The following is a 24,216-nucleotide window of genomic DNA, read 5'->3' as shown; positions in this document are numbered from 1 at the left end:
TCCCTGAGGCGGAATCAGAGCCGCATCCGGCGGCAGGCGGCGGCGAGTCCGGCCGCCTCGGGCGGCAGCATCCGGGGCCGTCCATCGGCCGAATCGCCGCGGTTTTCGAACCAGTCCGCGATCGTCAGGCGCAGGGCCTGGATCAGCGGCTCGGGCACCGGCGGCCCGTCGCCGCCGCAGCCGGCGCTCACCTCGACCAGCGCGGAGGCCGTGCCGAGCGGCGGCAGGTCCGGTCCGAACAGGAGGCAGGGCGCCTCCCAGGGGTCGGGGCCGATCCGGATCGGTCCCGCCTCGATCTCACTGACGCCGCCGCGCGTATCGACCCGACCGGCGCGCAGAACGGCGACAAGCGGGCTCAGTGGCAGTGGCAGCAGGCCGAGCTGGGGCCAGGCCGACAGCACCACTCGGAAGCGGGCGGGCCGCAGCAGGCGGCGGCCGGCCGCCTCGACCGCCGCTCGCGCGGCGGTTATCAGGCGGGCGATCAGCGCATCCTCGGCGGTCTCGTCCGAGGAGAGCCGGAGATAGGCGCGCATCTCAGGCAGGCTCAGCGGCTCGACGCCGGTCTCCTCGACGCGTATCGGGGTCATGCCGTCTTCTCCTGAAAGCGTCCTTCGCCACCGATGCGCGCGCTGAACCCTTTTCCCGCGCGCGCGGCGCGCCCTGCCCTCCGCGCGGCCGCGCTCGCGGTGCTGGTCGCTGCCGCGCCGGCCGCCGCTATCGTCGGCGGCCGCGAGGGGACGGGGGTGCCGGGCGCGGCCTCGGCGGTGATGGTGCTGACCTCGGGCGGCGGGGTCTGTTCGGGGATCGTGGTCGCCGCCGACGCGGTGCTCACCGCCGGCCACTGCGTGGCGGGCGTGGGCGAGAACCGCGTCCATTACCGCGACGAGACGGGTCGCCCGGTTCTCGCCGAGGTCGCCGCCCGCGGCCTGCATCCGGCCTATGACGGCGATGCGATCCGCGGGCGCACCCGCTCCATCGACCTCGCCCTGCTGCGCACCCGCGAGCCCCTGCCCGCCCGGTTCGTGCCGGCGGCCCTGAGTGCGGCGATGCCGCGGGCCGGCGAAAGCCTGACGCTGGCCGGCTACGGCGCGGTTCGCGGCGGTGACCGGCGCTCGATCGGCCGCTATCGCGGCGCCACCCTCACGGTGGTCGAGCCCTACGGTCCGAGCCGGATCCTGGTCTGGATGCAGGCACCGGGCGCCGGTGGCTGCCAGGGCGATTCCGGCGGACCGATCTTCGACAGCGCGGCGGTGGCCGCGGTCGCCGCCTGGGTGAAGGACGCCTGCGGCGGCCTGACCCAGGGCATCCTGCTCGGGCCGCAGCGGGACTGGATCGATCGGACGCTGGCCGGCTGGGGCAGCGCCGCGCGCTGGTCACATCCTTGACCGATCGTGATCCGCGTGCCGTCGCCGTGGCGGAACCGGAGCTTGGCCGCCGAATTGCCTTCGGATACGCTTCAACCGTTCCGGGATTCGGCCGCAGCACCCCGCGGCACGTACCCGGATCCTGGAGAACGGAAAAGATGGTTGCGAGCCCCCTTCGCGCGTGCCTGCTCGGTGCCCTGCTGGGACTTGTCCCGCTCTCGGCCCAGGCCGTGGTCGAGGGCCGCACCTCGCGCGATCCCGGGGGCCTGCGCGCTTCGGTGGTCCGCATCGAGAGCACGCAGGGCGAGATCTGCTCGGGCACCCTGATCACGCAGGACATCGTGCTCACCGCGGCGCACTGCGTGATGCACAAGGCCGGCTACAACGTGGTCGTGGTCGATCCGAATTTCCGCCAGCGCCGCCTGCGCGCGGTCGCGGTCTCGATGCATCCCGAATTCGTCCCCGGCACCACGCCGGAGGAACAGCCGGGCATCGACCTCGCCCTGATCAAGCTGGAACAGCCGGTCGGTCCCGGCTTCCGGCCGCTCGACCCCCGCGGCGGCGCGATCACCACCGGCGACAATGTGGACATCGCCGGCTTCGGCGTGCTGGCCGAGAACCGCCGCAACACCGCGCGGACCCTGCGTACGGCGCATCTCGTCTCCATCGGTTCGCTGCAGGTCGCCAACCGCGTCACCGTCGTGACCGATGCGCGGCGCATGGCGGAGACGGCGGGCGCGGGTGCGTGCCTCGGCGATTCCGGCGGGCCGATCCTGCGCGGCGGCCAGATGGTCGGCGTGGTGAGCTGGTCGAGCGGCGCGATGCGCCAGGATCGGCGCGCCCGCACCGCCTGCGGCGGGTTCACCGCCGTAACGCCCACCGGCGAGCACGCGAGCTGGATCTCCTCGCGCGCCGCCGAGATGGAGGCGATGAGCCCCGACATGGCGGCGGCACAGGCCGGGCGCACCGAGTGGATGGCCCGGCCCGCCCGGCGGCGGATGTATTGAGCGTTCAGGCGAACCGAAGCAGCTTGATCGCGTCGAAGTCCTGTACCCCGCCGCCGACGCGCTTGGTGGTGTAGAACAGCACGTAGGGCTTGGCGGAGTATGGATCGCGCAGGGTGCGCAAGCCCACACGGTCCACCACGAGGTAGCCGCGCTTGAAGTCGCCGAAGGCGATGGAGTGGCTGCCCGCCGACAGGTCGGGCATCGCCTCGGCCTCGACGAGGGGAAAGCCCATCAGGGTCGCGGCCCGGTCCGCGGCGAGGGGCGGCTGCCAGAGATAGTTGCCGTCCGCGTCCTTGAACTTGCGGATCGCGCTCTGGACCCGCCGGTTCATCACGAAGCTCGCACCCTGGCGGTAGCCGGCGCGCAGTGCGTAGATCAGATCGAACAGCACGTCGGTCGGGTTGCTCGCGGGGAAGGCGCCCGCCGCCCCTGTCGCGACGAAGCCGAGCTTGCCCGCTCCCCAACTGGCATTGGCCACCGTGTCGTAGCTGAGAAAGCCCTTCGGCCGGCCGACCCCGTTGCCGGTGACGAAGGCGACGCTCTCCTGTTCGGCGAACGCCGTCTCGACCTCCTCCGCGAGCCAGGCATCGATGTCGAGCACCGCATCGTCGAGCAGCGTCTGCGTCGCCGCCGGCATGGCGTAGAGTTCCATCGCCGGGAAGCTCAGCTCGGACAGGCTCGGCGCGTCGGTCTGTGGCCGGGGGGCGGTCTCGGCGACCCAGCCGGCGGCGGGGCCGTTGACCGAGACCGCGCGCTTGTAGTGACCGCCGGAGACGACCCGCACCGTGGCGATGGCGCGGATCGGCGAGATCTCGGCGAGGCGCCGCAGCACTTCCCGCTCGATCGTGGACGGAACGAGATAGCCGCCATCCGGCCCGGAGCCGGCGGAGAGTGCCTTCTCCTCCAGGCGCTTGAGGCCGGCGCTCTCGCCGGCCCGCACGTAGAGGTCGAAGGCGGCCTTATGCTCGGTGGCGGACGCATCGCGCGGGGGCTCCGCCCCGCCGAGGGGCGGCCGGGCGCGGTCGAGACTGATCCGGTCGAGGCGGTTCTTCGCCTGATCGAGAGCGGCGTCGATGCGGGCGAGCTTCTCCTCGGTCACAACATCGGCGGTGAGCCGGGTCTCGATCTCGCAGAGCCGTGCGTCGTTCGCCTCCTTGAAGGCCTCGAAGGCGCGGCCGAACTCGTCGAGCACCGCCTCGGTGCCGAACGTCGCCGCCTTGTTCTCGGGCAGGCCGGCGGGGGCCTTGGTCTCGAAACGCATCTCGGTCATGGCATCCTCATCGGTGAAGGAAGACGAAGGTCAGGCGCGGGCCGCGAGCGGCGGGGCGGCGAGGCGCCGGCGCGGCGGGGCAATGGGGCGCGGCGCTGCCGCCGCGCGGGTCACCCGCGCGTCGGGCTGGAGCGGGAAGGTCACCAGGGAGACCTCCCACAGATCCACGGCGAGCAGCCGGCGGCCGCCGCGCTCGGGCGACGCCCGCACGACGCGAAAGCCGATCGACAGACCGTCGAGGGCGCCCTCGCGCATCAGCGCGTCGATCTCGCGGGCGCGCTGGACCGCGAGGTTGAGCCGGCCGGCGACGCGCAGGCCGCGGGCATCCTCCCTGAGAGAGAGCCAGGAGCCGATCGGCTCGGCCGGATCGTGCTGCCACAGCATGCGCACCCCGTGCGCGCCGCGCCGGGCGAGGCTCGCGGCGAAGGCACCCGGCGCGACGGTGTCGCGGCCGAGATCGGGCACGCCGAACAGGCTGGCGTAGCCGGTGAAATGGCCATCCATCGAACGAACCTTGGAGAGGGAAGGAAGAGCGGGCTCTGCCCGGATCCCGCCGGGGCCTCAGGCCCCGGACCCCGGCAGTTGCGGGGCGTAGCCCACGGCCTCGCGCTTCTCTGCCGCCGAGAGGAAATCGGCGCCCTGCACCCGGCGCCACAGCGATTCGCGCTCGGTCGCCAGCGCCTCGACGGCGTCGAGATCCGGCTCCAGCCGGGCGGGGCCGAAGCCCGGCTCCAGCCAACGGGCGAGGGAGTCGGCGGTGCGGCGCACCAGCGGGATCACCGTCTGGCGGTAGAAGGCGCGGTTGGCCTCGGCGTAGTTCGCGTGGGTGTTGTCGCCGGGAAGACCGAGCAGCAGCGGCGGCACGCCGAAGGCCAGGGCAATCTCGCGGGCGGCCGCGGCCTTGGCTTCGACGAAGTCCATCTCCTTCGGCGAGAGCGAGAGCGGGCGCCAGTCGAGCCCGCCGTCGAGAAGGAGCGGCCGGCCGGCATTGGCGCTGCCCTGGTAGCTCGCTTCCAGCTCCGCCTTGAGGCGCGTGAACTGCGTGTCGCTGAGGGCCGCACCCGTGGTCGGCGCGAAGACCAGGGCGCCGGAGGGGCGCGCGGCGTTGTCGAGCAACGCCTTGTTCCAGGCCCCGGCGGCGTTGTGGATGTCGAGCGGCACGGCCGCCGCCTCCATCGGCGAGAGGCCGTAATGGTCGTCGAGCGGGTTGAACAGCGTCAGGTGCAGGATCGGCGGCACCGCGCCCGCTTGCTCGTAGCGGATGCGGCGGCTGCCGACGGTGTATTCGTAGGCCACCGGCCATCCGTCGGTCCCGGCGATCACCCGCATCCGGTCGGGGCGCAGGGAGAACAGCTCCCGGGGCTGCCCCTCGATCTCGACCGCTTCGAGATAGGCGTTGCCCGAGACCAGAAGGTGCCCGTAGACGCCGTCGAGGAAGCGCATCCCGCCCTCGCGAGGGTTCGGCCGGGCGAGCAAACCGATCAGCGGATGCGCCTCGTCGGCGCCGGCCAGCGTCAGCGGCAGGGATGCCGCGGCCTCGGCGACCAGCCGGACGGCGCGGTGGACGATGGCGTTGCGCTGGAAACCCTCGCGGGCGAGCGCCCCGTAGTCGCGCGCGGTCCAGACCGCCCGTCCCTCGCCGTAGAGCGCGACCGCCGCCGCGGCTTTGGTCGCGGGCACATAGCCTGCGGCCCGCGCGAGGCGCGCGATGAATCCAGCCATGGCACGTTCCCCGCTGACAATGTTTCACGTGAAATTAACCGCGCCGACGTTCAGAGCCGGCGGATACGCGGCTCCGCGCCCGGCGCGAGCATCAGATGCGTGAGGGCCCAGACCAGCGCATCGAGCCGGTCCGGCGAGCCGCCGCCCGGCAGGCCGCCGGGACCGAAGGCGCACATCTCGTCTTCGAGCGCCGACAGCGGCCCGACATGACGCACACGTCCCTGGGCGTAGAGCAGCGAGACCGGCTCGGCCCGCAGCAGCTTGCCCCGCGTCGCCCGCACGGTGACGACCGGCACGCTCGGATCGGCCTCGGCCAGCACCGCGACGACCATCTCGCCGCCCTGGTTGACCTCCGCCACCAGAGCGTCGGCCTGCAGCCGATGGTAGAGCGCGAGCGCGGCCCTCGCCCAAGCCGCAGGCGCCGCCCGTTCCAGGGTCGCGTCCGCCAGGACATAGGCGGTACCATCCGCCGCGAGCCCGGCCGCGACGAGACCGCAGGCATCCGCTCCGGCGCGGGACGAGGCCGGTGGATCGACCGCCACGGCGACGCGCTGCAGCGGCGGCGCCTCGCGGACGCGCGCCCTCTCAATATCATCGCGGGTCCAGAGCGCGTCCGGCCGATCCTCGATCAGCTCGCCGTCGAGTTCCTGGCGCCCGAGCCGGGTGCCGGCATAGCGGCCGACAACATCCTCCAGAAAACTCGGCGCGAGGTTCTGCGCGTTGTCGGCGGTGCGCGAGCGCGTCACCACCGTGCGCGGGTCGGCGAGCAGCCGCCGGATCAGCGGCACCGGCCGCGGCGTCGTGGTGACGAGGCCGCGGGGCCGCGCCCCGAGCCGGAGGCCGAACTGAATCATGTCGTAGGCGGTCTCCGCCTCGCGCCACTTGGCGACCTCATCGGACCACGCCGCGCCGAACTGGGGACCGCGCAACGAATCCGGCTCCTCGGCGGAGAAGGCGAGCGCCACGGCGCCGTTGCCGAACACCACCCGCCGCCGCGACGGCTGCCAAACCGGCGGCGCACCGCCGAGCCGCGGCAGGGCGAGGAGGCCGGACGGCCCATCGATCATCACATCGCGCACATCGGCGAAGGTTTCGCCGACCAAGGCGATGCGACCGACCGGATCCGGCGAGAACACCGGGTCGCCGATGGTGAGGCCGCGCACCCACTCGGCGCCGGTCCGGGTCTTGCCGGAGCCGCGCCCGCCGATCACCGCCCAGGTGGTCCAGCGCCCCGGCGGCGGAAGCTGGTCGTGCCGCGCGCGATGGAGCCAGTCGGCCTCAAGCAGGCGCAGATGGTCCAGAGAGAGGCGGGTCAAGAACGCCGTCGTCCGGCTCCGTCGCCGCGAATGCAGCATAGCGGCGCGCGATATCCGCGCGCATCGCCACGAGATCGGCGGCGGACAGGGAAGGCCGGCCGGTTGCGCCATCCGCCTCTCCCTTCCCCGCGGCCCGATCGGGCGCCTTCATGTCGTCGAGCAGGTTCTTCAGGCCGCCGAGATCGCGCAGCACCTTGCCCGAGTCGAACCCGGCCGGCGGCGGCTCGGCGTCGAGCGCCGCATCGAACCGCGCGATCTGCCGCTCGATATGGACGCGCAACTGCGCCCGCAGCCTCCTGGCATCGGGCGCCCGCTTGCGGGTTGTTCTGGCGTTCGGCTTTGGAAGGATACTCGGCTCACCGCGTGGCTCGGAGGGGTCCGGCATCGCGGCGTCTCCATTCACACTTCTTGAGAGTGCCCTCTACCTACCCGAGGAGCGTCGCGGTGTCAATCTTTTAATTCCTATTTTCTCCGCAAAAAGGAATTTGTTCCAGACACTCGCCTCTCATTCACGCACTGCTGACGGTCTCGACGCCGCCGATTATGATTTTTTGCATAAAAGAGGAACGCAAATCGAGCTTCGCTGGTCTTTGAAGTAAGGCGCGCGCCTCGGTGCGCCATCGGATGGGAGCCAGCACGATGCTCAAAGGTGGACTTCTCTGGCTGATCGGCATCCCCCTGCCGATCATCCTTCTGCTGTGGTTCTTCGGGGTGTTCTAAAGCCTCGCGGGCGCCGGATTCGGGCTTCACATCTCGGCCGGCGCTCTTCTCGTCTTTGCCGAGGCTGCGTCCGCCGCCTCAGGCGGTGACGCTCCGCGGCGTGTAGACGAACGGCAGGCGCCCCTCCCGCTCGATCAGCCGGGTCGTCGGCGCCCCGATGATGATCATGGTCGCCATGTCGGCCGGCGCGGTGCGGGCCTCGTCCAGATTCAGCACCCGCAGCGCCTCATCCGGCCGGGTCACGGCGCGGGCGAAGATCACCGGCGTCGTGGAGGGAAGAATTTCGGCGGCGAGCGAAAGCGCCCGGCCGAGCTGCCAGGGTCGTGCGGAGGAAATCGGGTTGTAGAGCGCGACGCTGAGGCCCGCCCGCAGCACCGCTTCCAGCCGGGCGGTCACCACCTCCCAGGGCTTGAGATTGTCGGAGAGCGAGATTGCGCAGAAATCGCCGCCGAGCGGCGCGCCGAGGCGGGCGGCGGCGGCGAGCATCGCGGTGATGCCAGGCTCGACCCGGATCTCGAGGTTGCGCCACGCCGCGGGGCCCTGCTCCACCGCCTCGAACACGGCCGCCGCCATGGCGAACACGCCGGGATCGCCGCCGGACACTACGGCGACGTGGCGGCCGGACATCGCCAGTTCGAGCGCGTGGCGGGCGCGGTCGACCTCGACGCGGTTGTCGCTGGCGTGGCGGATCAGTCCCTCGCGCTCCGGCACGCGGGCGACGTAGGGGATGTAGCCGATCAGGTCCTGCGCCCGGTCGAGGGCGGCGCGGGCCGATTCGGTGAGCAGGCGCGGATCACCCGGCCCGAGCCCGATGATCGTGACGCTTCCCCCCGCCTCTCCCCCGCTCACGGGCGCCGTCCCTCGCCGGGCACCAGCACCATGGAGAAGTAGGGCGCGACGTCGTCCGCCTTCTCGGCCAGCGGCACCACCCGCTCGCCGGCCATGGTGCCGCGCTCGACATAGACGGCGCGGGCCAGGAAGCCGGTCTCGGCGAGCACGCCGCGCACCTTCGGCAGGTGGCGGCCGAGCTTCATGATGACGGCGGCGTCCGTCCCCTTCATCCGCTCCACCAGGGCCGCCCGCGGCAGGGTCGCGGGCAGGATCGTGAGCACGTCGTCGCCCCAGGTGATCGGGGTGCCCGCCCGGGTCCAGCAGCCGGACATGCCGGTGACGCCGGGAATCACCTCGACGGGGAAGCGGTCCTTCAGCCGCCGCCACAGATGCATGAACGAGCCGTAGAAGAAGGGATCGCCCTCCGACAGGATCGCCACGTCGCGGCCCGCCCCGAGATGGTCGGCGAGCCGGCCCGCCGCCTCGTCGTAGAAGCGGCTCAGCGCCGAGACGTATTCCGGGTGATCGGGGTGAAGCTCGGTGGTGTAGGGATAGGCCAGCGGAAACTCGCGGGTCGGATCGCAGACCACCGCGTCGGCGATGGTGCGGGCGTTGCCGCGCTTGCCCCGCTTGCAGAAGTGGACGAGCACGGGGGCGTGCTCCAGCACCCGCATTGCCTTCACGGTGAGGAAATCGGGATCGCCCGGCCCCATGCCGACGCCGTAGAGCGTGCCGGTCTTCGCGGCGGCGGGCGTCTCGCCCGCGCCGTCCGGGGTCTCGACCGGGGCGTCGATGCGCACGCTCCCCTCCATCACTCGATCTCGTTCGCGAGCGCGTTGACGGCGGCCGCCGTCATGGCGCTGCCGCCACGGCGGCCATGGACCACGACGAAGGGCACGCGCCCGTCCCGCGCCAGAGCCTCCTTGGATTCCGCCGCGCCGACGAAGCCGACGGGGATGCCGATCACCGCCGCCGGGGGCGCGACGCCCTCGTCCAGCAGTTCGAGCAGGCGGAACAGGGCAGTCGGCGCGTTGCCGACGGCGACGACGCTGCCGGGCAGCTTGTCCCGCCACAATTCCATCGCCGCGGCCGAGCGGGTGGTGTTCATCTGCGCCGCCAGCTCCGGCACGCGCGGATCGCCGAGCGTGCAGATCACCTCGTTACCAGCCGGCAGCCGGGCACGGGTGACGCCGTCGGCGACCATGCGCACGTCGCACAGGATCGGCGCGCCGGCCTTCAGCGCCGCCTCGCCGGCCGCGGCGAACGTGTCCGACATCTCCACATCGCGCGGCAGGTCGGTCATGCCGCAGGCATGGATCATCCGCACCACGACGCGCTCGGCCGCGCCGGACCAGCGGGCGAGATCGGATTCGGCGCGGATCATCGCGAAGGAGCGCGCGTAGATCGCGCCGCCGTCGCGGATGTAGTCGTGGCGGGCACTCATCTCACGTCGTCCTGAAACACGGAATCCAGCGCCGGACGCCCGGCGGCTGCGGCCTTCCTTATCCGGTCCAGCGCCGCCTCGAAAGCGAGACGCGTTGCCGGCTCGGCAGAGGGAGGCCCGGCGAGCACCACGTCGTAGGCGCCGTCGCGGCCCACCAGGGTGAGATCGGCGGGGCCGGGATGGGCGCAACCCTTGGCGCAGCCCGAGACGTGCGCGGTCAGCCCGAGCCCGGCGAGCGGGGCCAACGCCTGCGCCAGCCGGGCGGCGTGGTCGGGCACCGGCGTGGTGCCGGAGCGGCAGGCCGGCGCGCCGGGGCAGGCGGCGATCCGGCGGCGCGGATCGTCCGGCGCCACGATGAAGCCGGCCGCCGCCAGCTCCGCCTGAAGGTCGGGGGTGCGGCTCGGGGGGGCAATGAGGGCGAACCCGCGCTCGGCGCTCAGCCGCACGCCGTCCGGGCCGGCCAGGGCCGCAACTCGCTCCAGCCGGTCGGCGGTGCAGCGGCCGAACGGCGCCTGGACGACGAGGGCCGCGGTCTCCCCGGACAGGGCCACGAGCCCCGGCGCGGCCGGAGCGGGGGCCGGCGCGAGCGGCATCGGCTCGAACGGGAAGAAGCCGGCCACGGCGGCGACCACGGCCCGCTGACGCGGGTCGAGATCGCGCATCCGGCGTCCGCCGATCTCGGCGAAGGCGGCCAGCGCGAGGCCGAGGACACCCGCCGCCCGCCGCTCGGGCAGGACGCCGCAGCGCAAGGGGCCGCTCTCGCCCGCGAGCCCGAAGGCGATCTGCCCCGGCCCCTCAGCCAACAGAAAGAAGTCGGCCTCCACCGCGCCGAGGCCGTGGCCGCCGCCGCCGTCGATCGCCACCAGCGTCTTGGGCGGCAGGCCCGGCACGGCGCGGCCCGCCGCCTCCACGGCGCGGGCGAGGGCCGGCACGTCGATCGTCTCGCTCGGGTCGAGGCCGGCGAGCGGCGCGGTCAGCGTCAGGCGCTGCGGACCGCCATCGTCGCGGGTGTCGCCGAGACCGGCCTCCGCCAGGGCGCAGGCGAGGCGCGGCGCGCTCGCCTCGCTGACGCCGCGGATCTGGAGGTTGCCGCGGGCGGTCAGGTCGATATGGCCGTTGCCGTGGGCGCGCGCTCCCGCGGCGACCTCCCGCATCTGCGCGGGGGTCAGGCGTCCGAGCGGCGGGTGAATGCGGGCGAGCAGCCCGTCGCCGGTCGGCATCGGCCGGGCGAGCGAGGGGCACCAGCCGCGACGGGCGCCCTCGGGCAGGGTGCGGCGGACGTTCATTCGGCGGCCATCATCGCGTCGGCGGGGGCAGCGTTGCGCCGGCTCTGCCACAGGCCGCGGGCGCGCAACGCGTCGAAGCGCTCGAGGATGGCGCGGGTCGCCTCCGGGTTGGCGGCCTTCAGGGCCTCGAACGTCTCCGGGTCGGCGATCCAGGCGCCGTAGAGCCGGTCGAGATCGGCGCTCGTCACGGCCTCCGTCGCGGCGGCGAGCACGAACACCGCATCGATCCCCTGCGCGAATTCCTGGGCGCCGCGGTAGCCGTGGCGGAGCTGGGCCGCGATCCAGCGCGGATGGGCGAGCCGGCCGCGGATCAGGCGGGCGACGTCCTCGCGGGCGGTGCGGGTGCGCGGCGCCTCCGGGTTCGAGACGTCGAGGCTGTAGAGGGCGGGCGCCCTCCCCCCGGACGCGGCGGCGGCGAAGAAGCCGCCCATGGCGTCGGCCGCCGCATCGCCGTCGAGCAGGTCGCGCTCGGCGACATCGAAGGCGTGGACATAGGCGTCCGCCGCCGCGACCCGGGCCGCGAAATCCGCATCCGCGCCCTCCGCATCGCCGTAGGCGTGGGTGGTGGCGGCGAGATAGGCTCGGCCGAGATCGGTGCGCGCGTCCCAGGCGCCGTCGAGGGCGGTCTCGGCCGTCCCCGCGCCGTAGCGGCCGGGGGCGGCGCCGTAGATCCGCGCGGCGGATTCGCCCCGGCGCCGGGCGGCGGCGAGGGGGTTCTCCTCGTCCTCCTCCTCGCGGGCGGCGACGGCGCGGGCGGCCCGGTCGAGCAGCGCCAGGGTCTCCGGAAAGGTGTCGCGGAAGGCGCCGGAGACGCGGCAGGTCACATCGATGCGCGGCCGGTCGAGCAGGGCGAGCGGCAGCACCTCGAAGCCGGTGACGCGGGTCGAGGCATGGTCCCAGACCGGGCGCACGCCCATCAGCGCGAGGGCGTGGGCCACGTCCTCGCCGCCGGTGCGCAGCGTTGGCGAGGCCCAGAGATCCATGACGATGCGGGCCGGGTACTCGCCCTCGTCCTGCAGGTAGCGGCGCACCACCGCCTCCGCCGCCCGGGCGCCGAGCATCGTCGCGGCGCGGGTCGGCAGGCTGCGCGGATCGAGGGTCGTCAGGTTGCGCCCCGTGGGCATCACGTCCCGGCGCCCGCGGGACGGCGAGCCGGCCGGACCCGGGGCGACGAAGCGGCCGTCGAGGGCGGCGACCAGAGCGGCGCGCTCGGCCTCCGCACTGGCGCGAACCGCCTCGGCGGCGGATGCAGGGGCAATTTCGGGGGCACGGCCGAACACGTGCAGGCCGTCGCGGAACGGCGTCTCGCCGAGATCGCACAGATGCGCGTCGAGGGCGGTCAGCGCGTCGGCCATCGGCGTGTCGCCATCGACGCCCGCGCCCGCGAGCAGGCCAGCGGAGGCGGCCTCATCGAGGATCGCCTCGGCGATCAGCCCGGCCCGGCGCGGATCGAGCACGCTCGCGGCGGAATATTCTTCAACCAGTTCGCGCAGGGCCGCGGCCTCGGGGGTGAGCCCGGCGGCGTCGACGGTGGGCGTCAGGTGGCCGAGCGCGATCCCGCCGAGCCGGCGCTTGGCGGGCGCCGCCTCGCCGGGATCGTCGACGATGAAGGGATAGATCACGGGCAGCGTGCCGACCGCGAGTGCCGGCCAGCAGGCGCCCGAGAGCGCCACCGCCTTGCCGGGCAGCCACTCGGTGGTGCCGTGGGTGCCGAGATGGATCAGCGCGTCGAAATTTCTGCGCAGGCCCAGGTAGAAAGCGAGGTAGGCGTGCGTCGGCGGCTCGTCGGGGTCGTGGTAGCCGGCCTTGCGGTCGGCGGCGCGGCCGCGGTCGGGTTGGAGGAAGAGGGTGAGCCCGCCCGCTCCGCAGGCCCCCTCCCCCACGGAGGGGGAAGGGTTGTAGTCCGCGCGCATCATCCGGAACCGGAACGCTCCGTCCCGACAGAGCGGATCGTCCCCCGGCGCGCCCCAGCGCTCCGTCAGCTCCACCCGCCGTTCCTCCGGCAGCGCCTCGAACCATGCCGCGTAATCGGCGAGCGAAACCGAAAAACTCGGCGCGCCCGCGGTGAGCGCGTCCATCAGCGCCTCGGCCTCGGGCAAGGCGCCCGCGGCAAACCCGGCCGCGGCGAGGTCGGCGGCGATGGCCCGGGCGCTCTCGGGCGTGTCGAGGCCGACCGCGTAGCCGGCCCGGCCGCCGCGGGCGGGATAGTCGGAGAGCACCATCGCGAGCCGGCGCTGTTCGCGCGGCGTCCGCCTCAGGCGGATCCAGGCGGCGGCGCGGTCGGCGAGGGCGGCGATGCCGGCGGGATCGGGCACGGCGCGGCGCTCCGAAAACCCGTCGACCGCTTCCGCCTCCTCCTTGAAGGAGATCGGGAAGCCCGAGAGCCGTCCGTCGAATTCCGGCAGGGCCACCTGCATGGCGAGATCGGCCGCGTTCATGCCGCGGCCCGACGCGCTCCAGGCCGCGCGCGGGGCGCCGATCGTATAGGCCTGGAGCACCGGGCAATCGGCGGCATCGAGCACGAAGCCGGCATCGTCGCGGGCGGAGAAGGCGGTGGCCGCGAGCACGAGGTCGGGCCGGCGCAGGGCCAGCGCCGCGCGCAAGGTCGCGACCGCTTCCGGATCCTTCAGGCTCGACACCGCGAGCGTGACGCTGCCGATGCCGCGCGCCGCCAGCGCGGCGGCGAGATGCGTGGCCGGGGCGGTCTCGCCGGAAAGCACCGCCGAGCGGTAGACCAGCAGCAGCGCCAGCGGACCCGGCCCGGCGGTCTGCATCGCCGCCTCGACGGAGAGCGGCCCGCAGCCGGGGCACCACGCGAAGCCCCGCGGCAGCGCGCGCGGCGGCTCCGGCGCGACGGCGGCGCCCGCCTCCGCGGCAAGGCTCCGCAGCCAATTCCTGAGGTTTTCCGGCCCGCCCGCGCGGAAATAGGCGTCGAGGCGGGCGCAGGTCTCGGGCGGCAGGGTCGAGAAGGCGTCGAGGCGCGGGTCCGGCCGGTCGTCGCCGGGCAGCACCGCGAGCCGCACGCCGTTGGCCCGCGCGACCGCGGCGGCGCGCTCGATGCCGTAGCGCCAGTAGTCGAGGCCGCCGAGGCAGCGGATGACGCAGACCCGGGCGCGGGCGATCACCGCGTCGACGTAGAGATCGACCGACATCGGGTGGCGCAGCTGCGCCATCTTGGCGAGCCGCAGCGAGGGCAGGCCCGGTTCGGCCGCGTGCGCGCGGGCGACGGCCGCCAGATCCGTATCGGTGAAGGACAGGAACACGATCTCGCCCGGCGTCTGGCCGAGATCGACGGCCGCCTCGCCCTCGTCGAGGGAGACCGTATCGAGGCGGATCAGGTGCATGGCGCGGGCGCCCTCACGGCTCCAGGCGGACGCGGGCCGGTTGCGCCCGCCTGCGCCGGATGCGCCAGACCAGCCGCAGGAGCAAGGCGGCAAAAAGGACGATGGGCAGCCAGGGCAGGCTCGCGAGGGTGAGCCGGAGGGCGGAGGCCGCGCTCTCGCCGAGGATCGGGCCGCTGCGGGACCAGACCTCCTGTACCGGAGCGAAGGCGCCGGCCCGCGCCCGGCCGGCGCGGAAGGCCACCGTGACGATCTCGGTGTCCACGCGCTCATCGAGGCCGCGGCGCGTCGCTTCCGTCTCCTCGATCCGGCTCTGGACCTGCGCCAGCTCGCCCGCGATCTTGATCAGATCCTCGGCGCGGTTGTCGGGCTTCTCGGCGAGCGCGGTCAGGCGGGTGCGGTAATCGTTGAGCTGGGCCAGACGCCGGCCGGTATCGGCGAGGGCGGCGGTGAGATCCTCGGCGCGGGTCGCCTGCTCGATCAGCGCGACGTCGTCGGCCGCCTCGCCCGGCAGGGGCGCGGTGACGAAGGCGACGTAGGGAGCGACCGCCGCGTGCGGCAGCCGCACCTGAACCTGCGCCTGCGGCTGGCGCGTTCCGCCGCCGTCGCGGATCGAGGCATTCAGCAGCGTGCAGCCCTCGGTCTCGTTGAGGCAGCGGTCGCGCGCGGCGGCGAAATGCGGCGCCACCCGGTCGGGCGCGAGCCCGACGGTGAGGTCGTGGCGGTAGGCGAGCTTGGCCCCGTTTGCCTCGCGCGCCGCGGAGACGAAGGGCGCCGGCGCCGCCGCGTCGGCCCGCTCCCCGCCCTGCCGCAGCTCGCGCCGGTTGTCGGAGCAGCCGGCAAGGAGGGCGAGCGCGGGCAGGAGACCGAGCAGGAGACCGAGCAGGCGGCGGCGCGCAGACCCCGTGCGGGATCCGCATCGTCCCCGGCGCCCGGCCTCGCCCCGGTTCATCCGCGCAGCGCGGCGGCCGCCGCGTCCCGGTCGAACCCCTTCAGGCCGATGACGACGAGGCGCCCGTCGCGGGGCTCCGCGCCCTTCCACGGGCGATCGTAATGGGACGCGACGCGCTTCCCCACGCCCTGCACCACGAGGCGCATCGGCTTGCCCTTCACCTCGGCAAATCCCTTGATCCGCAGCACGCCCCCGATTTCGGCCGCCCGCTCCACGCGGGCGGACAGATCTTCCGGGCTGTCGGCAACGCCGACGGGAATCGCGACCGATTCGAAGTCGTCGTGATCGTGGTCCTCGCCCTCGCCGTGATGCGAGGGGCGGGCGTCGAGATCGTCCTCGGCCGCGGCGGCGATGCCGAGCAGCACCCGCGGGTCGAGGCGGCCGTGCTCGGTCGCGACGATCTCGACGGCGCGGGGGAGATGCGCCTCGATCTCGGCGCGGACCTTCCGCTGTCCGGCCTCGTCGAGCAGGTCGGATTTGTTGAGCACCACGAGGTCGGCGCAGAGGATCTGGTCCTCGAACACCTCCTCCAGCGGGTTGTCGTGATCGACCGACTGGTCCGCCGCGCGCTGGTTGGCGAGCGCGTCCGGATCCTCGGCGAACATCCCGGCGGCCACCGCGGGCCCATCCACCACGGCGATCACGCCGTCCACGGTGACCCGCGAGCGGATCGCCGGCCACTGGAAGGCCTGGACCAGGGGTTTGGGCAGGGCGAGGCCGGAGGTCTCGATCAGGATGTGCTCCGGCGGCTCCGGCCGGTCGAGAAGCTTGGTCAGCGCGGGGACGAAATCGTCGGCCACCGTGCAGCAGATGCAGCCGTTGGGCAGCTCCACCACCGAATCCTCGTTGCAGCCCTCGATGCCGCAGGAGGCCAGGAACGAGCCGTCGAAGCCGATATCGCCGAACTCGTTGACGATGATGGCGAGCCGGCGCCCGCCCGCGTTCTCGACGGTGTGGCGCACGAGCGTCGTCTTGCCGGCCCCGAGGAAGCCGGTGACGATGGTGCAGGGAATCTTTTCGACGAGGCTCATGGCTTCAGGGCGTCCGGTTCGGGGCCGACTTGAACGGCGGGATGCGGGCGACGACACCCTTGCGAAACGCCTCCGGCCGCTCGCGCCAGGGCACGATGCCGTCGGGGGTCTCGATGTAGCGGCGCAGGCCCGCCAGGAGGATGCGGGCGGAAGCGTCAGGGTCTTCGCGCCCGTCGAAATCGCCGTAGACGTAGGTCCAGCGGCCGCCTGAAACGACCGCCACGGTGCAGGGCCGTTTGCAGACCGAGAGGCACTCGGCCCCCTCGATCGTCAGACCCGGCACCGGCGCCCGTTCGGCCTCCGCGAGCAGGGCGGCCAGGAATTTGGCCCCGGCGCGCGGCTCGGAGGTGTCGCCCGCCGCGCGGCAGGTGGTGCAGACCGACAGGATGGCGGTGCCGGGGCCAGGCGAGGGATCGGGCGAGAGAGCAGGCAAAGGATCAGGCATGGGCGCGAGCGCCCGCCGTGCGGCCGAACAGCCCCCAGGCCCAGCCATAGGCGAGCCCGATCACCGCCCAGAACACGAAGCCGATGGCGAGCGAGCGCGCGGCGAACTGGGCCGCGGCCGCCGGTGGCACCTGGGAGGAGACCGTGTCGATCGATTGCGGTGCGCCGGCCAGATGCGGCGCGACGATCAGCACGAGTCCGCCGAGGATCGTCAGCGGCACCCGCCGCACGGCGATCAGGTAGAGGCCGAGCCCGGTGGCGATCACCGTCATCAGCCACCACGACTGGCGCAGGACGAGCGGTGCCGCGCCCATGCCGGGCAATTCCGGCGGCAGGCCGATGGCGGGGGCGAGCGCCACCGCCAGGAAGCCGGCGACGCCGACGACGAGACCGCTCTGCGGCGTCGGCTCGCGGCGCAGCGCCAGCATCACCGCCGCGAGCAGCAGGGCGTAGCCGACGCCGCCGACCAGCGTCGCGAGGCCGGTGAAGGCCATCCGCTGCAGGCCGGGGGCGGGCTGCCACTCGTCGGGCTTGCCGTGGTCGTGGCCGCCGTCGCCGTGGGAATGGGCGTGGGCCGGAACGATCAGGGACGCGAAGGGCGCGTCGGGGGACGGCGCGAGGGCGGCATGCGCGCCCTCGCCCTCATAGGTCTCCGCCTGAAGGATCAGCGGGGAGGTCAGCGCGAGCTGCAGGCCCGTCGCGACGACGGACGCGAGAAAGCCGGCGACGAGCGCCGCCGACAGCAACCGGGTGATCATGGAACCGCTTCGAGCCGCTGGAATGCGCGGATCAGTGGCAGGGGAAGTTCTGCGCGTGGCGGAAATCGTGCGCGGCGTTGTGCAGCACGGTGGCCGGAGCGAAGCCCGCCACGAAGACGAGGCCGAGACCGAGGAAGGCGGCGACGATGAGCGCGCGGGCGCCCTCGGCCGAGCGGGCGGTGGCGGCCTGGGTCTGAAGGGTCGCAGTCGTCATCGGGTCACGGGCTCCGGCCGCCCCACCGGCGGCGTTCGAGGGCATCACGTTTCGGACGGCAGGTCTCCTGGCTCGCGGCTGGTGCGCGCCTGCCGCCTTCCCGGAACACCCGGTGGCTCGTGGCAGGAACTCGCCGCTCACAGTTGCGGGGGCAGCCGCGGAATCGAGGCTTTTCGAAAAACCTCTCGCCGCATTCCCTTTTCACCCCGTTGCCGGGGCACCGTCATCGGCCGCTTGTAACGCGGAGTCGGCGCCCATGCAAAGCGCCATTGCGTGAGGACCTAAGCCCGGTGCAAACGGGCGGCCATGACGAAGACGGCGCCCGACCGGATGACGCTGGTGCTCGGCGGCGCGCGCTCGGGCAAGAGCGCCTATGCCGAGCGGCTGATCGAAGCCTGCCCCGCCCCCTGGCTCTACATCGCCACGGCGCAGGCCTGGGACGACGAGATGCGCGCCCGCATCGACGAGCACCGGGCGCGGCGCTCGGGATCGTGGCGCACCCTCGACGTGCCGACGGCGCTGCCGGAGGCGGTGGCCGAAGCGACCGGGCCGGTGCTGGTCGACTGCCTCACGCTCTGGCTCACCAACCTGCTCCTGGCCGAAGCCGATCTCGATGCGGCAGCGGAAGCGCTGGCCCGGGCCTGCGCCGCGGCGCCGGGCCCGCTGGTGCTGGTGGCCAGCGAGGTCGGCCTCGGCATCGTGCCGGACAACGCGCTGGCCCGCCGCTTCCGCGATGCGGCGGGGCGGCTGCACCAGCGCCTCGCGCGCCAAGCCGACCGGGTCGTCCTCACCGTCGCCGGCCTGCCGCTGACGGTCAAACCCTCGACGGAGAACCCCGCATGAGCGACGACGACGCCCGCCACCGCGAAAAGATGGCCAAGCGCAAGGCGGTGCAGGACGCCGAGGTCGCCTCGAAGAAGATCGAGAAGGGCCTGCTCATCGTCCATACCGGCCCCGGCAAGGGCAAGACGACGGCCGCCCTCGGCCTCGTGCTGCGCATGCTCGGGCGCGGACACCGGGTCGGCGTGGTGCAGTTCATCAAGGGCGCCTGGGACACGGGCGAGGCCCGCGCGCTCAAACATTTCGGCGACCGGATCGCGTGGCACGCCCTCGGCGAGGGCTTCACCTGGGAGACCCAGGACAGGGCCCGCGACATCGCCGCCTGCCGCAACGCCTGGGAAACCGCCAAGGCGCTGATGGCGGACGAGACGATCCGCCTGCTCGTCCTCGACGAGCTGAACATCGCCCTGCGCTACGACTATCTCGATCTCGACGCGGTGCTCGCCGACCTCGCCGCCCGGCGCCCCGACCTCCACGTCGTGGTCACCGGCCGCAACGCCAAGCCTGCCCTGATCGAGGCCGCCGACCTCGTTACCGAGATGGGCAGCGTGAAGCACCATTTTTCGGCAGGGGTGAAGGCGCAGCAGGGGATCGAGTTCTGAGCTTGCGGAGGGGCTCGTGCTTCCGGAGCCGAAGTTCGATCTGTGGATCGAGCCCTCGCTCGATCATGTTCTCGGTGGCGATGCCCAGGTGATGGGTCCGAGACCAGGCCGAGCCAAGGTGCAGAGCCGGTTGCGAGCGGAAAGATCCAGGGGGCCGCTGCGCTCGGCCTCGCAGAGCGCGTGTGGGCGATGCGGAGACGCTGCATCCGCAGCATGTCCGGAAGGTGGAGCGTCACGAGGCTGAGCGCAGCGTGAAGTCCGTATCGCTTCATGGCTCGGCCGGTGGGATGGGGCGGTCCCTTTTGACCCGGGTCGGCACCTTCTTCACGCGCGCCAGCAGGATCGCCGTCTGAACCGCCGCGCGCTTCAGCAAGGGGTTGGTTTTGGGACTGGCCATCAGTCGCCTCGCCCAGCCATGTCTTGCCACGGCAGCGCCGAGATCCACGGTATAGCCGTCCGCAATCGGGTGCGCCGAGGTCTTGGGCTTCGTCAGATACGTCTCGACGGCCGCGCTCACCTGCTCGTCGGTGACGGCCTTGGCCTTGAAGAGTTCGCCGACTGTCAGCGTAGCAGCCATCCCTCGAGGTCTTGGATCGGCCCGGTTTCGTCCATGGAATCAGATGCGAAGGGAGGGGGCGACGGGTCGCTCCATGAGCCGCCCGCACCCGCGCTCGGACCGGCCGACCGCAGCGCGATAGGCTGCCGTGGGGCTGGATCGCCTCGATCCAGAGCCGACGGCACGGCGATAGGAAGCGAAAGGGTCTGACGACATGTGAGGCCGGCCGTGATCCGTCTCCGTGGCGAAGCGCAGGGACATCGAGCGGCGAGCCGCGACACGTCTCCGAATTTCGCGCTATCTGCTGTGTATGACAATTGCAGCGGCATCAATATGAACCAACCTACCGATAGCGCGTCCGTGGCCGTCGCCATCCGGCTCGGTGGTACGGTTCAGATCGGTTCGAGCGTGCTCGAGGTCCTCGATCTGATGGAGGTGTTCGAAGCCATCGAACGAACGGGTTCGATCAAGGGCTTCGCGGAAACCCTCGGCCTGTCCTATCGCGCGGCCTGGGCGCGATTGCAGGCCTACGAAGCGGCTCTGGGCCAGCCGCTCGTGCGCAAGACGCGCGGACAAGGCTCTGAACTCACGGAGTTCGGGTCTGCCTTGGCGGAGGTTTTCACCTCCGCGGTTGCGGGGCTGGACGCCAATCTCGGACGCGAGACCCGCGCCATCGAACACCGGCTGCGGCGTCTGCTCACCGGCCGGTCCGGAGCGCTGACGCTCGCAGCCAGTCACGATCCGCTGCTGATCGAGGTCCTGCGCGAGATCCCGGCCGAGCAGGGCGAGATCAGGCTGTCGGTGATGGGCAGCAGCGTGGCGGTGAAGCTCCTCCTCGACGGTGGCGTCGATGCTGCGGGTTTCCATTGCGGAGCGCTGACCCCCGAACAGGCGGATGTTCCCTTCTCGGGCGTGACTGCGAGCGCCGGACTCGTCCTGCACCGGCTGTTCGAGCGCGAGCAGGGGCTGCTGCTGGCGCCGGGCAATCCGCTCGGCATCCGAACGCTCGCCGACCTGACCGCGGAGGGCGTGCGCTACGTCAACCGCCAGCGGGGATCGGGCACGCGCAACTGGTTCGACCGCATGCTGGCGGAGGCCGATCTCGCCCCCGATGCGATCCAGGGTTACGCGGTCGAGGAGTTCACGCATCAGGCGGTCGCGGCCATGATCGCCTTTGGAGCGGCCGATGCCGGACTCGGCGTGCGGGCGGCGGCCGACCAGCTCGGTCTCGATTTCCTCTCGGTCGGCTGGGAGACGTACTATCTTGCGACGAGCCGCTCTCTGGCCGCCCCGATGTTCGACGAGCTGATCACTGCGGTGAGAGCGCGGGCGGCAAGAATGTCTGGCTACCGCCTCCCCGGAACAGGCCAGAGCTGAGCCTCACGCCGAGGGCGCTCCTCTCGCGTCTGCCTCACGGCTCGGGGCGAGCGTCCGAACCGATGCGGTCGATCGTCCGGCAGGCGTTCAGGTCGAACGGTCCCGCCGGCCGGTCCCGCGGTCTCGCCTTCCCACGGGTCCGCTGCTGCCCCGTCAGGAGCCGGCCGTGGATGACCGGTCGAATGACTCCCGAGGGTCGGAAGCGGCTCGCTCGCACGGTTCGCAGGCCGAACTGGCCAAGATTGATCGCTTCGAGGAGGACGCGGCCTGAGCCGCGTCCCGCGGTCAAGCAATCAGTACTCGATGATGTCTTCGAGCGCGTAGTGCTTCACCGTCTTGCGGTTGGCGATCAGCTCGTCGATCTTGGGCTCGCCCTTCATGGCGCGGGCGATGGCGAGCTTCGTCGCCTCGTAGTTGGTGCGGTAGAGATCCTTGCGGTCGAGGTTCTCGTCCTTGGCGCAACGCTCATCGAGCCAGATCGTGATGATCATGCACAGCTCGTCGAGCCCGTCCTTCGGCAGGATTCCCTCGATCACGCAATCGATGATGGCGTCGCCGGTCGCCGCCTGGACCACGCCGCCCAACAGCTCGGCGTACTCGGCGGTGTGGATCGTGACCTTCGTGGTCATGATCGTGGAGGGACGCACGAGCTGGTTGAGGTCGCGCACCACGAACATGCGGGTATGGCCCTGGACCTGGCCCAGCATGCCGGCAAAGGCATGGCCCACGGGGCCGCGGGTGGAGCCGATCAGCACCTCCGGCATCGCGTCGGTGAACTGCCCCTCGGCGGCGAGCACCGTCGCCTCGCCGGTGCGGAACCAGATCTCGGACATGTCGGTCATTCCCTGATTGTCGTGTGACGTCGCGCCCGGCGGGCGGTCGGCGCGCAGACACCATCCCCGGCCACGCGCGTCAATCGTCCGCCGGCGCTCGGCGGCCCTCCCGATGGCGGCCTGACGGCTCGCGCGGGACCAGGCAGGCCGGATGTCCTGCCCAGGATACGCCCCTGGTCTGCGACCGGAAAATCGCCCATGTCAGGATCGCACGAGACCGAAAGGACCGATTCGATGAGCGAGCCCGGCCAGGGCGACCGACGAGGCGACAGACGGGGCGAGACGCGCGGCGAGCGGACGGGCCGGGACGCGGGCTGGACCCTGTCCGCCACGGCGGAGGGCGAGGGCGTGCGACTGGAACTGGGCCTGCCCGACCTCGGCGGGCGCCCGGTCACCGCTGTGATCCGCCTCGACCGCGGCGAGGCGCGGGCCTTCGCCCGGGCGCTGCTGGCCGCGGCGGGCGACGCGACCGAGCGCACCTTCGTCGGCCCTCAGGAGCCCTGAGAAAGCCCGACCGCCGATCGGAATCAGCGCTGCGTGCGCCGCCCGGGCAGGCGGGGCACCACCGTGCCGCGCGGCTCCACCGGCGCGTCGCAGGCGTAGGCGAACTCGGTCTGCAGGTCGCTGAACACCGTCTCGCCGGTGATCCTGCAATCCTCGCGCACGGTCTCGTCGAGATAGGTGCGCGCCGCCGTGCGGAAACGCGCGGCGCGGGTCTCGGCCGGCGGACGGCCCGCACCGATCTGACCGACATCGCAGCCCGTCACCTCGCGCAGAGCGTTCGAGACCACCAGAACCCGACGGCGCTGGCGGTTGTCGTAGATCTCGTAGGGCTCGTTGCAGCCGATCGTGACGACCTGCGGCACCTGGGAGACGTAGGTCTGGGAGATGTAGCCGAAACCGGTACAGCCCGAGACGGAAAAGGCGGCGCCCAGCGCGAGCGGGAGCGCAAGTCGCCGAACTGTCGTCGCCATCTGCCGCCTCACACGCGCGCCATCGCCCGCGAAGGGCGGGAACCGGCGCATTGAAACAGTCCAGCTTGCCCGGTCAAGCCGGCGCGCGCGCGATGGCTCCCGCGCGGCTCTCCGTGTCAATCTCGAGTCCCTGCCGTGTCCCCCGGGCGCGGCGCGGCCGTGCGAGCCCGTGAGGGGGCGCCGCGGAACGGGTGGGCGGGAGCGCCGCTTTGCCTGGCGGACGGTTTCGCGGAAGAGAGGAACGGGCGCCATGGTGGAGATCCGGCACGACACGGTGACGGCCAACGGCGTGCAGCTGCACGTCGCGCAAGCGGGCGCGGGCCGGCCCGTGCTGCTGCTGCACGGCTGGCCGGAATTCTGGCTCACCTGGGAACCGGTGATGGCCCGGCTGGCCGACCGCTTCCGCCTGATCGCACCGGATCTGCGCGGCTTCGGCGCCAGCGAGAAACCCGATGCCGGCCCTTCCGACAGGGCCGGCCCCGAGGTCCACGCCGCCGACATGCTGGGCCTTCTCGACGCCCTCGGGATCGAGCGGGCCGGCCTCGTCGGCCACGATGTCGGCGCCTCCGTCGGTCAGGCGCTCGGGCGCGGGCATCCCGACCGGCTCACCGGCCTGTTCTTTTTCGACTGCCCCTATCCCGGCATCGGCCCGCGGCTGGCACAGCCGGAGATGCTGGCCGAGATCTGGTACCAGTCCTTCCACCTCAAGCCGTTCGCGGCGGAGGTGGTCGGCGCCAGTCGTGAGAGCTGCCGCGCCTATATCGGCCACTTCCTGCGCCACTGGGCCGGCGCCAACCCGGCCGCCTTCGACGACGTGCTCGAGGCCTTCACCGACAACTTCCTCGCGCCCGGCAACCTGCAGGGCGGCTTCAACTGGTATCTGAGCCAGCAGGCGAGCCGGCTCGCCATGCTGCGGGGCGAGGCCCCGGCCCTGCCGCCGATCACCGTGCCCACGGGCATCCGCTGGGGCACGCGGGACCCGCTGTTCCCCTACGCCTGGACAGACCGCCTCGGCGAGACCTTCTCCGACCTCGATCTCGCGCCCTTCGAGGATGCCGGGCACTTCCCGCACCGGGAGCGGCCGGACGCGGCGGCGCGGGCGATCGCGGACTTTTTCGAGCGGATCGGAGACTGACGGATCGGTCCACAGCCGTCCATCCGCGCGCCCTCCATGCGGCGGTGCAATCGGGGCTCGGCTGCAGCGTCGGCACGCTGCTGTCGGGCATCATGGCGGGCGCCGTCTCGGGCTGGGTGTTCGGCGCGACGATGTTCGCCGGAGCGGCGGCGACGCTGTGGCTCGGGCGGCGAACCGGGCTCCTCTCCTGAGGGCCGCG

Annotated in this window: 27 protein-coding genes and 1 riboswitch; of the genes, 8 read left to right on the top strand and 19 right to left on the bottom strand. The window is 72.5% G+C overall.

All coding sequences use genetic code 11. From position 1 onward, the window contains the following. Positions 1–14: 14 nt before the first annotated feature. Positions 15–587 carry a head-tail connector protein gene (locus HNR01_RS11055; protein WP_183667756.1) on the bottom strand — a complete coding sequence of 191 codons (573 nt, stop codon included), beginning with the start codon at positions 585–587 and terminating at the stop codon, positions 15–17. A 33-nt stretch (positions 588–620) separates the two neighbouring features. Here HNR01_RS11055 and HNR01_RS11050 point away from each other — a divergent pair, with 33 nt between their 5' ends. Then, complete coding sequence (locus HNR01_RS11050) at positions 621–1,385, top strand: trypsin-like serine protease (RefSeq protein ID WP_183667755.1); 765 nt, start codon at positions 621–623, stop codon at positions 1,383–1,385. 137 nt (positions 1,386–1,522) lie between these two features. Beyond that, positions 1,523–2,371: a S1 family peptidase gene (locus HNR01_RS11045; RefSeq protein WP_017484829.1), complete on the top strand. Its 849-nt coding sequence runs from the start codon at positions 1,523–1,525 to the stop codon at positions 2,369–2,371. Positions 2,372–2,375: 4 nt separating this feature from the next. Here HNR01_RS11045 and HNR01_RS11040 read toward each other — a convergent pair whose 3' ends face one another. The 15 genes from HNR01_RS11040 to HNR01_RS10970 all read right to left on the bottom strand — a co-directional run bounded on the left by HNR01_RS11040 (position 2,376) and on the right by HNR01_RS10970 (position 17,700). Next, positions 2,376–3,641: a phage major capsid protein gene (locus HNR01_RS11040; protein ID WP_183667754.1), complete on the bottom strand. Its 1,266-nt coding sequence runs from the start codon at positions 3,639–3,641 to the stop codon at positions 2,376–2,378. Between the two features lie 30 nt (positions 3,642–3,671). Then, entirely contained in the window at positions 3,672–4,145 is a 474-nt protein-coding gene (locus tag HNR01_RS11035) for an HK97 family phage prohead protease (RefSeq protein ID WP_017484831.1), read from the bottom strand. A gap of 57 nt (positions 4,146–4,202) precedes the next feature. Continuing rightward, positions 4,203–5,363: a phage portal protein gene (locus tag HNR01_RS11030; protein ID WP_183667753.1), complete on the bottom strand. Its 1,161-nt coding sequence runs from the start codon at positions 5,361–5,363 to the stop codon at positions 4,203–4,205. A 50-nt stretch (positions 5,364–5,413) separates the two neighbouring features. Next, complete coding sequence (locus HNR01_RS11025; RefSeq protein WP_183667752.1) at positions 5,414–6,679, bottom strand: DNA-packaging protein; 1,266 nt, start codon at positions 6,677–6,679, stop codon at positions 5,414–5,416. After that, positions 6,642–7,064: a hypothetical protein gene (locus HNR01_RS11020; RefSeq protein WP_183667751.1), complete on the bottom strand. Its 423-nt coding sequence runs from the start codon at positions 7,062–7,064 to the stop codon at positions 6,642–6,644. The genes HNR01_RS11025 and HNR01_RS11020 overlap by 38 nt, the downstream gene beginning before the upstream one ends. Positions 7,065–7,477: 413 nt before the next feature. Continuing rightward, complete coding sequence (gene cobJ, locus HNR01_RS11015) at positions 7,478–8,248, bottom strand: precorrin-3B C(17)-methyltransferase (RefSeq protein ID WP_183667750.1); 771 nt, start codon at positions 8,246–8,248, stop codon at positions 7,478–7,480. Beyond that, positions 8,245–9,042, bottom strand: coding sequence for a precorrin-2 C(20)-methyltransferase (locus tag HNR01_RS11010; RefSeq protein ID WP_183667749.1), 798 nt, complete (start codon positions 9,040–9,042; stop codon positions 8,245–8,247). The genes cobJ and HNR01_RS11010 overlap by 4 nt, the downstream gene beginning before the upstream one ends. Next, a complete protein-coding gene (locus HNR01_RS11005; protein WP_183667748.1) occupies positions 9,042–9,674 on the bottom strand; it encodes a precorrin-8X methylmutase in 633 nt (210 codons plus the stop codon). Before HNR01_RS11005 ends, HNR01_RS11010 begins: the two co-directional genes overlap by 1 nt. Continuing rightward, a complete protein-coding gene (gene cobG / locus HNR01_RS11000) occupies positions 9,671–10,960 on the bottom strand; it encodes a precorrin-3B synthase (protein ID WP_183667747.1) in 1,290 nt (429 codons plus the stop codon). The genes HNR01_RS11005 and cobG overlap by 4 nt, the downstream gene beginning before the upstream one ends. Next, positions 10,957–14,304, bottom strand: coding sequence for a cobaltochelatase subunit CobN (cobN, locus tag HNR01_RS10995; protein WP_183667746.1), 3,348 nt, complete (start codon positions 14,302–14,304; stop codon positions 10,957–10,959). Before cobN ends, cobG begins: the two co-directional genes overlap by 4 nt. A 13-nt stretch (positions 14,305–14,317) precedes the next feature. Further along, positions 14,318–15,253, bottom strand: a complete 936-nt coding sequence (locus HNR01_RS10990) for a DUF4349 domain-containing protein (RefSeq protein ID WP_017484839.1) — start codon at positions 15,251–15,253, stop codon at positions 14,318–14,320. Beyond that, positions 15,250–16,284, bottom strand: a complete 1,035-nt coding sequence (cobW, locus tag HNR01_RS10985) for a cobalamin biosynthesis protein CobW (RefSeq protein WP_017484840.1) — start codon at positions 16,282–16,284, stop codon at positions 15,250–15,252. Before cobW ends, HNR01_RS10990 begins: the two co-directional genes overlap by 4 nt. A gap of 4 nt (positions 16,285–16,288) precedes the next feature. After that, positions 16,289–16,729 carry a DUF1636 family protein gene (locus HNR01_RS10980; protein ID WP_183667745.1) on the bottom strand — a complete coding sequence of 147 codons (441 nt, stop codon included), beginning with the start codon at positions 16,727–16,729 and terminating at the stop codon, positions 16,289–16,291. Then, on the bottom strand, positions 16,722–17,486 hold the full coding sequence (locus tag HNR01_RS10975; protein WP_017484842.1) for a CbtA family protein: 765 nt from the start codon (positions 17,484–17,486) through the stop codon (positions 16,722–16,724). Before HNR01_RS10975 ends, HNR01_RS10980 begins: the two co-directional genes overlap by 8 nt. A 31-nt stretch (positions 17,487–17,517) precedes the next feature. Beyond that, entirely contained in the window at positions 17,518–17,700 is a 183-nt protein-coding gene (locus HNR01_RS10970; protein WP_026105575.1) for a CbtB domain-containing protein, read from the bottom strand. Between the two features lie 40 nt (positions 17,701–17,740). After that, a riboswitch (cobalamin riboswitch) is annotated at positions 17,741–17,940 on the bottom strand. Between the two features lie 66 nt (positions 17,941–18,006). Between HNR01_RS10970 and cobU the strand changes: the two genes are divergently transcribed. Next, a complete protein-coding gene (cobU, locus tag HNR01_RS10965; RefSeq protein WP_183667744.1) occupies positions 18,007–18,543 on the top strand; it encodes a bifunctional adenosylcobinamide kinase/adenosylcobinamide-phosphate guanylyltransferase in 537 nt (178 codons plus the stop codon). Then, positions 18,540–19,142, top strand: a complete 603-nt coding sequence (gene cobO / locus HNR01_RS10960; RefSeq protein WP_183667743.1) for a cob(I)yrinic acid a,c-diamide adenosyltransferase — start codon at positions 18,540–18,542, stop codon at positions 19,140–19,142. Before cobU ends, cobO begins: the two co-directional genes overlap by 4 nt. Before the next feature lie 268 nt (positions 19,143–19,410). Here cobO and HNR01_RS10955 read toward each other — a convergent pair whose 3' ends face one another. Further along, on the bottom strand, positions 19,411–19,719 hold the full coding sequence (locus HNR01_RS10955) for a hypothetical protein (RefSeq protein ID WP_017484845.1): 309 nt from the start codon (positions 19,717–19,719) through the stop codon (positions 19,411–19,413). Positions 19,720–20,031: 312 nt separating this feature from the next. Here HNR01_RS10955 and HNR01_RS10950 point away from each other — a divergent pair, with 312 nt between their 5' ends. Beyond that, entirely contained in the window at positions 20,032–21,075 is a 1,044-nt protein-coding gene (locus tag HNR01_RS10950; RefSeq protein ID WP_183667742.1) for a substrate-binding domain-containing protein, read from the top strand. A gap of 293 nt (positions 21,076–21,368) precedes the next feature. On the opposite strand, the gene fae is transcribed toward HNR01_RS10950, so the two are convergent. Beyond that, positions 21,369–21,908 carry a formaldehyde-activating enzyme gene (fae, locus tag HNR01_RS10945; RefSeq protein WP_183667741.1) on the bottom strand — a complete coding sequence of 180 codons (540 nt, stop codon included), beginning with the start codon at positions 21,906–21,908 and terminating at the stop codon, positions 21,369–21,371. 234 nt (positions 21,909–22,142) lie between these two features. Here fae and HNR01_RS10940 point away from each other — a divergent pair, with 234 nt between their 5' ends. Then, on the top strand, positions 22,143–22,412 hold the full coding sequence (locus HNR01_RS10940; protein WP_026105578.1) for a hypothetical protein: 270 nt from the start codon (positions 22,143–22,145) through the stop codon (positions 22,410–22,412). Between the two features lie 23 nt (positions 22,413–22,435). Here HNR01_RS10940 and HNR01_RS10935 read toward each other — a convergent pair whose 3' ends face one another. Further along, entirely contained in the window at positions 22,436–22,882 is a 447-nt protein-coding gene (locus HNR01_RS10935; RefSeq protein WP_017484849.1) for a hypothetical protein, read from the bottom strand. A gap of 250 nt (positions 22,883–23,132) precedes the next feature. On the opposite strand from HNR01_RS10935, the gene HNR01_RS10930 reads away from it, so the two are divergent. Both HNR01_RS10930 and HNR01_RS10925 read left to right on the top strand, forming a co-directional pair. Continuing rightward, positions 23,133–24,017, top strand: a complete 885-nt coding sequence (locus tag HNR01_RS10930) for an alpha/beta fold hydrolase (protein WP_183667740.1) — start codon at positions 23,133–23,135, stop codon at positions 24,015–24,017. 44 nt (positions 24,018–24,061) lie between these two features. Further along, on the top strand, positions 24,062–24,208 hold the full coding sequence (locus HNR01_RS10925; protein WP_183667793.1) for a hypothetical protein: 147 nt from the start codon (positions 24,062–24,064) through the stop codon (positions 24,206–24,208). Positions 24,209–24,216 lie beyond the last annotated feature (8 nt).

This window comes from Methylorubrum rhodesianum (assembly GCF_014199985.1).
Lineage (GTDB): Bacteria > Pseudomonadota > Alphaproteobacteria > Rhizobiales > Beijerinckiaceae > Methylobacterium > Methylobacterium rhodesianum.
The sequence above is the reverse complement of the archived record's forward strand: the minus strand, read 5'-3'. Positions and strand labels throughout refer to the sequence as shown.

Excerpts from the sequence above, each read along its gene's own strand:
- HNR01_RS11040 (WP_183667754.1), bottom strand. The coding sequence starts at position 3,641 with ATGACCGAGATGCGTTTCGAGACCAAGGCCCCCGCCGGCCTGCCCGAG.
- cobO (WP_183667743.1), top strand. The coding sequence starts at position 18,540 with ATGAGCGACGACGACGCCCGCCACCGCGAAAAGATGGCCAAGCGCAAG.
- HNR01_RS11055 (WP_183667756.1), bottom strand. The coding sequence starts at position 587 with ATGACCCCGATACGCGTCGAGGAGACCGGCGTCGAGCCGCTGAGCCTG.
- HNR01_RS11030 (WP_183667753.1), bottom strand. The coding sequence starts at position 5,363 with ATGGCTGGATTCATCGCGCGCCTCGCGCGGGCCGCAGGCTATGTGCCC.
- cobW (WP_017484840.1), bottom strand. The coding sequence starts at position 16,284 with ATGAGCCTCGTCGAAAAGATTCCCTGCACCATCGTCACCGGCTTCCTC.
- fae (WP_183667741.1), bottom strand. The coding sequence starts at position 21,908 with ATGTCCGAGATCTGGTTCCGCACCGGCGAGGCGACGGTGCTCGCCGCC.
- HNR01_RS11050 (WP_183667755.1), top strand. The coding sequence starts at position 621 with ATGCGCGCGCTGAACCCTTTTCCCGCGCGCGCGGCGCGCCCTGCCCTC.
- HNR01_RS10940 (WP_026105578.1), top strand. The coding sequence starts at position 22,143 with ATGAGCGAGCCCGGCCAGGGCGACCGACGAGGCGACAGACGGGGCGAG.
- HNR01_RS10975 (WP_017484842.1), bottom strand. The coding sequence starts at position 17,486 with ATGATCACCCGGTTGCTGTCGGCGGCGCTCGTCGCCGGCTTTCTCGCG.
- HNR01_RS10950 (WP_183667742.1), top strand. The coding sequence starts at position 20,032 with ATGAACCAACCTACCGATAGCGCGTCCGTGGCCGTCGCCATCCGGCTC.
- HNR01_RS11005 (WP_183667748.1), bottom strand. The coding sequence starts at position 9,674 with ATGAGTGCCCGCCACGACTACATCCGCGACGGCGGCGCGATCTACGCG.
- HNR01_RS10970 (WP_026105575.1), bottom strand. The coding sequence starts at position 17,700 with ATGACGACTGCGACCCTTCAGACCCAGGCCGCCACCGCCCGCTCGGCC.
- HNR01_RS10930 (WP_183667740.1), top strand. The coding sequence starts at position 23,133 with ATGGTGGAGATCCGGCACGACACGGTGACGGCCAACGGCGTGCAGCTG.
- HNR01_RS11020 (WP_183667751.1), bottom strand. The coding sequence starts at position 7,064 with ATGCCGGACCCCTCCGAGCCACGCGGTGAGCCGAGTATCCTTCCAAAG.
- HNR01_RS10935 (WP_017484849.1), bottom strand. The coding sequence starts at position 22,882 with ATGGCGACGACAGTTCGGCGACTTGCGCTCCCGCTCGCGCTGGGCGCC.
- HNR01_RS10980 (WP_183667745.1), bottom strand. The coding sequence starts at position 16,729 with ATGCCTGATCCTTTGCCTGCTCTCTCGCCCGATCCCTCGCCTGGCCCC.
- HNR01_RS10955 (WP_017484845.1), bottom strand. The coding sequence starts at position 19,719 with ATGGCTGCTACGCTGACAGTCGGCGAACTCTTCAAGGCCAAGGCCGTC.
- HNR01_RS11035 (WP_017484831.1), bottom strand. The coding sequence starts at position 4,145 with ATGGATGGCCATTTCACCGGCTACGCCAGCCTGTTCGGCGTGCCCGAT.
- cobN (WP_183667746.1), bottom strand. The coding sequence starts at position 14,304 with ATGCACCTGATCCGCCTCGATACGGTCTCCCTCGACGAGGGCGAGGCG.
- HNR01_RS10990 (WP_017484839.1), bottom strand. The coding sequence starts at position 15,253 with ATGAACCGGGGCGAGGCCGGGCGCCGGGGACGATGCGGATCCCGCACG.
- HNR01_RS11045 (WP_017484829.1), top strand. The coding sequence starts at position 1,523 with ATGGTTGCGAGCCCCCTTCGCGCGTGCCTGCTCGGTGCCCTGCTGGGA.
- cobU (WP_183667744.1), top strand. The coding sequence starts at position 18,007 with ATGACGAAGACGGCGCCCGACCGGATGACGCTGGTGCTCGGCGGCGCG.
- cobG (WP_183667747.1), bottom strand. The coding sequence starts at position 10,960 with ATGAACGTCCGCCGCACCCTGCCCGAGGGCGCCCGTCGCGGCTGGTGC.
- HNR01_RS11010 (WP_183667749.1), bottom strand. The coding sequence starts at position 9,042 with ATGGAGGGGAGCGTGCGCATCGACGCCCCGGTCGAGACCCCGGACGGC.